Below are 8,457 nucleotides of genomic sequence, written 5' to 3' on the forward strand. Positions count from 1 at the left end.
TGAGCAGAAGTCTCAGAATGGCAAAAGCCCGGAAATCAACCGGGCTCTGCAAATCCCTCAAGGGGTTAAAAATCAAGTGCCTCAAGGGCTACCTTTAGAACTCTATGGCCGGTTGACTCAAATGTCAACATTCGTCATATAAGACCGACTCGCTTGTCTCGCGACATTGGACCACTGCTGCTCTGCATCTTCAAAGGCATCGAAGGGATGATCGGCGCCGAGTTGCTGCCTGGAGAATCCTTGCTCTTTGAAAAATGGCCTAAAGAGGCCCTTGAAAAGCTGTTGTCAATGGTGTCTGAGCGCTACGCCAGTTCCTTTGATCTTTCGACCTTCCGCGCCGACGGATCATGCCCGATTTAGATGAGACAGAGGGTTTCAGGGCACTGATTTACTGTGAGGTTGCAGGACCGGCAAGTTTCGACGAAAGCCGATTAACGCCCTACGGGAGCTACCAACCACTCGGCCCCTATGCGGACATGTCCTCCATCTTACGTGTACCACTACCCATTCGCCTTGACCGAACCATTTCCCGTGTGCGGGTAATGCCGGACGAAGGCGATTTGATTCTCATGGTCGGCCAATTTCGTTGCGGGTAAGCCTTAAAGCTTGACGATGGCTCTTTTTGCGCCGAAGAATTTGCGCCGGAACATCGGCGTCGGGTGGGTCGCTAACGGCGTGGTTCACGTCAAAATTTCAAACCCTACTACTGCAAACATCACAATTCCCGCAACGGAGACTTCAGCGTTTTTGAAGCGCACGGGAGTATAGAAATATAGGGCCCGTCTTTTAGGCGGACCTCATATATCTAAGACGGTCAGTCTAACCGAAAGCACCTTCTTTGATCCTGCGTCATAGTCACACTCAAAGCTGGCCTTCTTATATACTCCCGCTCCATGCTGATACGCGACCTTGCCGTGAGAATCTTGAAAAACACCAACGTCCTCCAAGGTTTCAAAGTTTTCGCCCTTTATGGTTATCGTCGATTTGTTGTAATCCAGCCAGGCGATATCCTTTATTGCTATGCCCCCACTGCCACCAGTCCATTTGAAAGCGTTTTTAGCTGTTTTCTGTATTGCTTGTTGGCAACCGTCAACATAGTAGGGATAGTTTAGCTTTCCCCAGCATGACAAATCCCTGGAACAAGCTTGCTCGCTGACGTCGGTAGGATCTACTTGGCCGGCCTGTGCCACGCCTGTGATGCTTGTCATAGACAGCACGAAAGAAAAGATAGTTGCCATTACTGGTTTCATAAAGCGTCCTTATATATTTTTGATTCGTGAGACGAACTCGGCCCGCTGTTGCTCGGTCATGCGCTTCCCGAAGCGCATCAAGATAGTCCGCATACCACTGCACCATCTTCTTGCGCTGCGGCAGGTAGATCGCTTTGCCATACACGCCTTTGAGTCCGGCCTTCTTGTGGGCCAGATGCATGTGCCGCCAGTTTTCATCCCAGCCAAATTCGGATAGCAAAGTTTCGCAGTTGTGCCGACTGCCGTGGCCCGTCATCCGCCCTTTGTACCCGATCAGTGCAAAGCACTTATTGATCGACGCATCTGAAATTTCCGGCACCTTCTCGCCCGATGATGGGATCAGGTAGCGGGACCGGCCAGTAAGCCGTTGCAGATCACTGATCAGCTCCACTATCTGGGTGGGCAGCAGTACGACGTTGTCACGCCGCATTTTCATCTTGACAGCCTGTTCGGCCCATTCCGCCCAGCGCGTCATGCCTGGCTTTGAGCGGTCAGCAGAGTCAGCCATGCGGCAGTGCGGACAATGGTGCCGCTGCGTGATTCAACCAGCGCCCGCAAGAACTTTGGCAGCTCCGACTCCAAAAGGTGTGGGTACTGCGATTCCTCTGGTGCCTTTTCGGCAATGTCTATCAAGTTGCTGGCCGGATTGTTCTCATTCATGCCCTTGGCAATGGCCAGTCCAAATATCTGATTCACCCACACGCGCACCTTCTCTGCGGTGTTGTGGGCACCGCGGCTCTCGATGCTCGCCTGGAGGTTGGCGCAATCCGACCTGGTGATCCTGCTCAGGGGCTTGCTACCAAGGGCCGGGAGTATGTCGTTGGTCAGCGCGCCTTTGATTCCGGACAGGGTCTTTTCAGCCCGACCGTCCCTGATCTTTTTATCAAGCCATAGATCGGCTGCAGCTTTGAACGTGTTCGCCTCGACGGCATTCTTGGAAACTTTCAACGTTGCCTTATGGGTGATAGGGTCTACGCCTTCAGCATTGAGCCGCTGCACTTCCTGAGTTTTCTCCCTGGCCTTTTTGGCGGTCACGTCCGGGTAGGCGCCCAGTCCGTGCCATCCCCATTTGCCATCAGACTTCTTGAAACGAAGCTCCCTGCGTTTACAGCCCGTGCTGCTGACCACGAAATAAAGCCGGTCTATTCCATAGTTTTCGCGGTATTCCTCTCCCCTGGCTCAAGGGATGCCAGCACCGTGTCGGCCAGTGGCCGGCGCTTTATCTCGGATCGTTTCATGCTGGATTCTTGTATGGTTAGGTTCGATGTTGCGCGAACCATATATGGCGCCATACACAGAATCAAGGATAAGAGGACACAAAAGGAATAGCGGGGATCAGAAGGGATTGGAGCTTGTTCAGTATTGCAGGGGGGTTGGTGCATAGCGGGAGGGTGTGGGACAGGGGGGAATAAGAATGTGGAGCGGGTAGAAGGGTTTGAACCAAGGGATGTTCGCCGAATCCAGGTCGGCCATTACGAGATGCGCTACGTGATAGTGGATTCGACTATCTACCTTCTGCGCCTGTGGCAAACCCGCGCAGATAGGTGAATGGATGGCCTACCAAGGCTCAGAAAACCTTAGCGTACGTTTTTTACGAATTCTGTAGGCTCCCCTTTGCAGGCTACCAGCCACCCAAGACCCTCACTGGCCTTAGGTGCACTTTTTATTCCGTTGCTCCCCAAATCCTAAATACAGGATAGGTCGCCCCGAGGCCGTGTTCAATTTTCTAACTGACAAGATAATTAGCCTGAAAACCAATGAATCAGGTGCTGACTGATTGGGAGTGAAATGAGCTGATTCCCAGCCCAGCCACCCTCTGTGGATAGGATGCAGACTGTTGACATGTCTACGAAATTCGCATACATTGAGTCAAGTAATACGCGTAACACATGAGGCATGACATGACAGCAAAGAAACACGTCAGCGTTCGATTGGAACAAGAGACCAGGGTAAAGCTAGAGTTAATCGCCAAGCGCAGGATGATGGCGACAGGCGTGGCGGTGACACTGGCAGATCTGATCCGCGAAGGTCTGGCCCAGTTTACCGACAGTGAGCCATCAGAGAATTCTATGGCACCTATTCAGTCCCTCGCACCAGAAAAGCCAGCTCCAGCCGAAGAATAGGCCGATATGATCCCTCAGATCGCAGCCAAGCCAAAGACTAGCCGCACCCGTACAGAGGATGAAATGAGCGAGCTACGCCGTCAGGCTCTGAAGCTGAAAAGTGAGGGGATGAGCAGCTAAGAGATTGCAGACCAGCTAGGCGTTAACCAACGATGGCTGCCCGCAAGCTGCTGAAGTAATACCGGAGATGGCTCAGGTTTGAGCTATCAGAAAGAGTGCCAGTCCACTGCGCTAGCAACGGAATGACGTCCACACAGAAACTACCGTAGGAATAGTGCAATCTGGAACCAACAGAATAATCGTGTAGCACTTAGTTCCTGCAACCAAGTAACTGTTTGATGGGTATTATTCACAGCTCGCCAGTTGTGGTAGATTGCAAGTCCAATGTTTATAAAAAAGCTGTAGGGTTTTAGAAAATGAGTAAGCTTTTTTTTAAATATTTGTCTGTGGGTATAGTCAATACTATGCTGCATTGGGTTGTATTTGCATGGCTGGTTTATAAGGAAGACTTCAGTCAAGCCACGTCAAATTTGTATGCTTTCAGTATCGCGGTTACATTTTCTTATTTTGCTAATTCGTATATGACGTTCGAGAAAAAGCCTACGACACTCAGGTATATTGCGTTCGTTGCTTTTATGGGTGCATTAAGCTATGCGTCTGGTTTGTTAGCCGATCGAATAAGCTTGACGCCAATTTTAACGCTGATAACATTTTCTGCAATTAGCTTGATTGTGGGATTCTTTTACTCAAAACTGATTGTTTTTAAAGATAAAAAATGAAAATATCATTGGTTGTACCTGTTTTCAATGAAGAAGATGCAATACCTATCTTCTATAAAGCCGTTCGTGAAAACAAAGAGTTGAGCGAGTATGAAGTAGAAATAATCTTCATAAATGACGGTAGTCACGATGCAACAGAGTTGATTATTAATAAATATGCGACTGCAGATTGTCTAGTGATGGCGCTAAGCTTCACCCGAAATTTCGGTAAAGAGCCAGCGCTATTTGCTGGTATAGAATATGCGACTGGAGATGCTGTAATTCCAATTGATGTAGATCTTCAGGATCCCATTGAAGTAATTCCAGAGCTTATTAGAAAATGGCAGTTAGGGGCTGATGTAGTGTTAGCCAAGCGTACTGATCGCTCTAAAGAAAACTGGTTGAAAAGGAAAACAGCCGAGTGGTTTTATAGATGCCACAATAAAATCAGTACGCCGAGAATTGAAGAGAATGTAGGTGATTTCCGACTAATGTCAAGAGAGGCAGTCGAAAATGTTAAGCTGCTGCCTGAGCGCAATTTGTTTATGAAAGGGATATTGTCATGGGCAAGCGGAAATATTGAACTGGTTGAATACTCTAGAGCAGAAAGGTCTGCTGGGGATTCAAAGTTTAATGGCTGGAAATTATGGAATCTGGCGATTGAAGGAATAACCAGCTTTTCATCTGTACCTCTAAGAGTATGGACATATTTAGGGTTGTTTGTGGCTACCTGCTCATTTTTGTATGGTAGCTTCATGGTAATTGATAAAGTTATCTGGGGTAATGCTGTGCCTGGTTATCCATCGCTACTCGTCTCCATTCTGTTTCTTGGTGGCATTCAATTGATAGGTATTGGTGTGCTGGGTGAATATATCGGGCGCATATACACTGAGGTAAAACAAAGACCGCGGTATATCCTCAAAAGGCACAGAAAATGACTTATAGCAAAAACTGTTTTATTTCATGCCTGCTGATATTGGGAGTGGCGTTAATTCCCATTTTTAGTTCGAATGTTTACTATATGGATGACTTGTATAGGGTTGTCCTAGGTATTAAAGGATGGTCTGGCGATGCAAGACCATTCGCAGAGATCTTCTACAATGCATTAACTTTGCAAAGCGATATTGTGCCTGATTTATATCCAGCACCATTAATATTGGCAGTGGTTTTCTTGTGCTTTGTTTTTTCTATGTTGTCCAAGAGACTTTCTAACGGGAGGGATATTTTATTTGCTTTTTGTATATGCCCCTTAATCCTTAGCCCTCTGTTTAGCTCAAACTTACATTTTAAATATGATTCACCTTTTATGGTGCTTTCTGTTGCATTTGCCTTGCTGTCGTTTTGTTTTGAATTCAAAAGAACAGTTGCGTGTGTTCTGATTACGGCAACATTTGTGACGCTGACATTGTCAACCTATCAAGTTTCAGTAAATATTTTTGCTGTGCTGACAGTTGTTGAGTTCTTGTATTTCGCTACAAAAGGAGATTTCAGAGTAGCCGTATTAAGACTTGTTAACCGGGGTTTCGGTTTCATTGTTGGATATTTTGTTTACTCCAAAATAATAATCCACTTTGTGCAGGTCAATAAATACTTCTTAGAATACAGCACTACTGTGGGGCTGGATAAGTCTGGTGCTTTGAAAGTATTCGATAATTTTACATCTTCATTTTCGATATTCACTAACAGTCAAAGCTTGGGCTTTGAGATTTTCGTCTTATGTCTAGTTTCTGCTTATGTCTTGACAATTACCAATTTATTGATATCAAACTACAAATCTATAAGTCCATTTGCTTTGGCTTTGTCAAGCGTTTTGGCATTCTTCACGTTTGTATTGCTAATTCCTGGGGTTATGATTTTTAGCGAGCAACCACTATTCTTTGCTAGAGGCTATATAGGCTTTGGTGGATTTATCTCGGCAATGCTTATACCTTTGTGCTGGGCTTCGGTTAGGGCGCTTAGATATATTCTGGTTATTCCTTATATTTATATGGTTGGTTTTGTCTATGCTGCGCATAACGCTTTTAAACTAGAAAACGACCATATTGAACGAACGGCTATCAGCATTATTGATGACATAAATAGAAGCGGATATGATGATATAAAATATATACGCGTCGATGGTGTGCTAAAAAATTCCTCTGGCACTGAAGTCATAGTGACTGCGTATCCCCTGGTAAAAAATATTTTGCCTAAAGCATTTTCATATCAATATGACGGAGGTCTATACGTCATTAAAAGACTTGGTCTTCCAGATGTAAAATATGCAACGGATGAAAATGCTGAGGCTTTTTCTAATGGTTGCCTGCCTAAGCTAAAAAGATATTATTACGACATTTGTTTCGGATCCGAAGATACGGCATATGTCAAATTTAAATAATACGGGATGGCTCATCACCCTTACGTGTCGAATTTTTATGTTTGCAGGATGTCGACTAGCAGGCGCTCACTCGAGTGCTTCCGTCGCTGCGGTGTAAATCATAGACTGTTACGGTAATTCACCCCCGCTTTTAATGCTTGCTAGAAGTATAGGCTTGTCCGTTGGGGCCAGTTTCTGTTTGGGGGTAATATCTCCAAGGGCCCTATTCGCCGGGGCCTTGCTGGACTTCAAGGCCGCTGTCGAGCGCCATGATAAATCCGAGGCACACCTCCATTACGCACTGGTTTTCGGGCTGATTTGTGGTGCGGCATTGAGTGGAGGGATCAACAAACAGGCAGGACATAAATTGCTGATCCCCCTAGAAGAAACCCGAGCAGCACTGATGGACGCTTTCGGTGAAGCGCCGAAAGTGTCTGCGCCTTCGATCAATTGAGGGAAAAGGCCTAGGTACGACCAAGTCCTAGCCTCGCAGCGGGGCGGGTTCGTAGAAGGACGCCCATTTTCGCATCCGCGAAAACAAAAGAAAGACGACTCAGAAGTGAACGCAAGCGGCTGGCTCTTACGCAAGCTGTAATGACTGAACGTTGCGGCATATCTCGCGAGATTTGGTGTCGCTACGAGCAAGGCAAGGGGCTTCCAGGGAGCGAAGTGCTGCAAGCCTTCTTGAAGGCGGGATGCAACGCCCACTTTGTCTTATCAGGTAAATCACCTGTGGAGGAAACGTTGTTGATCGAGCGTTTCAGGGCGTGTCCGAAGATGCTGCAAGATGCCATCTTGCGGCATTGAAAACAGAACACTGAATTTCAGGAAAAGTCGCTCAGCAACGCCCAAGCCCTGCACCTGCGGGGCTGAGGCGGTAGAGGAACGCCGCGTTGGCCTCTACCCCCTTAAGCTAAGGGACACTTATGGATTTCAAGCTTACTTATTGGACGCGTCGGTGGTCAGCGAACACGACGCTCACGGTACAGAAATTCGAAGCTGGATGGCACATTTCCCACGTCACGATCTATAGTGATGCTGATCGAGAAGGTGCGCCGTTCCTTGAGTCGAGCTTACATCAAGACCATGGTAAGCAGATGGCGAACACACCTACCGAACTCCAGTATTTAGGATGATGGTGTCCGCGTATTTTAAGCGGACGCGATTACTCTTATCGCCAGGATTTCCATGGGCCAACGTAGCTCTTACCCCAAATCGTTCAAACCCCAGGTCGTCCAGGAATGCCTGCAACCTGAAGCGACGATTTCCAGCGTAGCCGTCAATCACGGCATCAACGCCAACGTGATTCGTATCGACTCCATCTGGATCGCCACCCAGCCCATGGACATGCGGGCCGGCACTGACACTGCACGGGCACGCGTGGTCGCGGTATTTGGTGCGGCGAAGCCGCACTGCGCCTACCAGCTCTAAAAAGCGCCGGCGTCAGATATCGCCGCTCTTATCAAACTCTTCACACCTACGCATCGATGATGCTTTCCGCTGGTGAGCAATAAGCGGGCGGCGAACACACCTACCGAACTCCAGCATTAAGGGCGATCGTGTCCGCGTATTCATAAGCGGACGCGATTGCCCTTATCGCTAGGATTTCCATGCGCCAACGAAGCTCTTATGTATCTGTCCGGCCAACACACTTTCCTGACGCAACCGCCGAAGGCCTTGGTGTCCACCTAATTAAGTGGGCCCCATTTCCAGCCTTTTAAGCGGGTCTTTCATGCAGTCATAACGCCGTTCCTATTCCAAATTGTAATGGTCAACTAATCCCAGACACGACGTTAAGTTTTTCCTCGGCTCGCGCTGGAGCCAACCCATCGTTGAATTGATGAGGCCTAATCCAGTTGTAGCAATGCATCAAAAATGGCTGATATCGCGCTATGCTTCCTGCGCAGTTCGATAACCCACGGTCGGTATCCATTCTGTTTTCAAGCTGCGAAATACGCGCTCCATCGGTG

The 8,457-nt window shown here is 47.7% G+C and carries 10 protein-coding genes and 3 pseudogenes; 10 read left to right on the forward strand and 3 right to left on the reverse strand.

All coding sequences use genetic code 11. The annotated features are described in order from the left end of the window. Nucleotides 1-153: 153 nt before the first annotated feature. Nucleotides 154-360, forward strand: a complete 207-nt coding sequence (locus OC445_RS15590) for a hypothetical protein (protein ID WP_131672133.1) — start codon at nucleotides 154-156, stop codon at nucleotides 358-360. Between the two features lie 729 nt (nucleotides 361-1,089). Here OC445_RS15590 and OC445_RS15595 read toward each other — a convergent pair. After that, nucleotides 1,090-1,758, reverse strand: coding sequence for a tyrosine-type recombinase/integrase (locus OC445_RS15595; protein WP_131672132.1), 669 nt, complete (start codon nucleotides 1,756-1,758; stop codon nucleotides 1,090-1,092). Next, the gene (locus OC445_RS15600; RefSeq protein WP_262020207.1) at nucleotides 1,722-2,378 is read right to left on the reverse strand and encodes a tyrosine-type recombinase/integrase; all 657 of its coding nucleotides are present in this window, start codon (nucleotides 2,376-2,378) and stop codon (nucleotides 1,722-1,724) included. Before OC445_RS15600 ends, OC445_RS15595 begins: the two co-directional genes overlap by 37 nt. Nucleotides 2,379-2,669: 291 nt before the next feature. Here OC445_RS15600 and OC445_RS15605 point away from each other — a divergent pair. The 9 genes and pseudogenes from OC445_RS15605 to OC445_RS15640 all read left to right on the forward strand — a co-directional run. Further along, a pseudogene (locus OC445_RS15605) lies at nucleotides 2,670-2,798 on the forward strand (type II toxin-antitoxin system RelE/ParE family toxin); the annotation flags it as partial. A 353-nt stretch (nucleotides 2,799-3,151) separates the two neighbouring features. Continuing rightward, nucleotides 3,152-3,373 (forward strand): hypothetical protein, encoded by a 222-nt coding sequence (locus tag OC445_RS15610; RefSeq protein WP_262020208.1) that lies wholly within the window; start codon nucleotides 3,152-3,154, stop codon nucleotides 3,371-3,373. 416 nt (nucleotides 3,374-3,789) lie between these two features. Further along, complete coding sequence (locus OC445_RS15615) at nucleotides 3,790-4,152, forward strand: GtrA family protein (protein WP_056791091.1); 363 nt, start codon at nucleotides 3,790-3,792, stop codon at nucleotides 4,150-4,152. Beyond that, a complete protein-coding gene (locus tag OC445_RS15620) occupies nucleotides 4,149-5,069 on the forward strand; it encodes a glycosyltransferase family 2 protein (protein ID WP_054899054.1) in 921 nt (306 codons plus the stop codon). The genes OC445_RS15615 and OC445_RS15620 overlap by 4 nt, the downstream gene beginning before the upstream one ends. Beyond that, complete coding sequence (locus OC445_RS15625) at nucleotides 5,066-6,508, forward strand: glucosyltransferase domain-containing protein (RefSeq protein ID WP_082423479.1); 1,443 nt, start codon at nucleotides 5,066-5,068, stop codon at nucleotides 6,506-6,508. Before OC445_RS15620 ends, OC445_RS15625 begins: the two co-directional genes overlap by 4 nt. Before the next feature lie 217 nt (nucleotides 6,509-6,725). After that, entirely contained in the window at nucleotides 6,726-6,941 is a 216-nt protein-coding gene (locus OC445_RS15630) for a hypothetical protein (protein ID WP_223816856.1), read from the forward strand. 65 nt (nucleotides 6,942-7,006) lie between these two features. Then, nucleotides 7,007-7,294: a helix-turn-helix domain-containing protein gene (locus OC445_RS27150; RefSeq protein WP_081089430.1), complete on the forward strand. Its 288-nt coding sequence runs from the start codon at nucleotides 7,007-7,009 to the stop codon at nucleotides 7,292-7,294. Nucleotides 7,295-7,675: 381 nt separating this feature from the next. Next, nucleotides 7,676-7,918 carry a transposase gene (locus OC445_RS15635; protein ID WP_056791085.1) on the forward strand — a complete coding sequence of 81 codons (243 nt, stop codon included), beginning with the start codon at nucleotides 7,676-7,678 and terminating at the stop codon, nucleotides 7,916-7,918. Next, nucleotides 7,909-7,995: pseudogene (locus OC445_RS15640) on the forward strand (site-specific integrase); the annotation flags it as partial. The gene OC445_RS15635 and the pseudogene OC445_RS15640, both read left to right, overlap by 10 nt. 263 nt (nucleotides 7,996-8,258) lie before the next feature. Here OC445_RS15640 and OC445_RS15645 read toward each other — a convergent pair. Then, nucleotides 8,259-8,457 (reverse strand): annotated as a pseudogene (locus tag OC445_RS15645) (IS3 family transposase); the annotation flags it as partial.

It is taken from the genome of Pseudomonas sp. Pse35, from assembly GCF_024519715.1.
In the GTDB taxonomy this organism is placed as follows: domain Bacteria; phylum Pseudomonadota; class Gammaproteobacteria; order Pseudomonadales; family Pseudomonadaceae; genus Aquipseudomonas; species Aquipseudomonas paracarnis.

Bases quoted from the DNA above. Each gene is read 5' to 3' on its own strand.
- OC445_RS15595 (WP_131672132.1), bottom strand. From the start codon at position 1,758: ATGGCTGACTCTGCTGACCGCTCAAAGCCAGGCATGACGCGCTGGGCG.
- OC445_RS15610 (WP_262020208.1), top strand. From the start codon at position 3,152: ATGACAGCAAAGAAACACGTCAGCGTTCGATTGGAACAAGAGACCAGG.
- OC445_RS15615 (WP_056791091.1), top strand. From the start codon at position 3,790: ATGAGTAAGCTTTTTTTTAAATATTTGTCTGTGGGTATAGTCAATACT.
- OC445_RS15620 (WP_054899054.1), top strand. From the start codon at position 4,149: ATGAAAATATCATTGGTTGTACCTGTTTTCAATGAAGAAGATGCAATA.
- OC445_RS15625 (WP_082423479.1), top strand. From the start codon at position 5,066: ATGACTTATAGCAAAAACTGTTTTATTTCATGCCTGCTGATATTGGGA.
- OC445_RS15635 (WP_056791085.1), top strand. From the start codon at position 7,676: ATGGGCCAACGTAGCTCTTACCCCAAATCGTTCAAACCCCAGGTCGTC.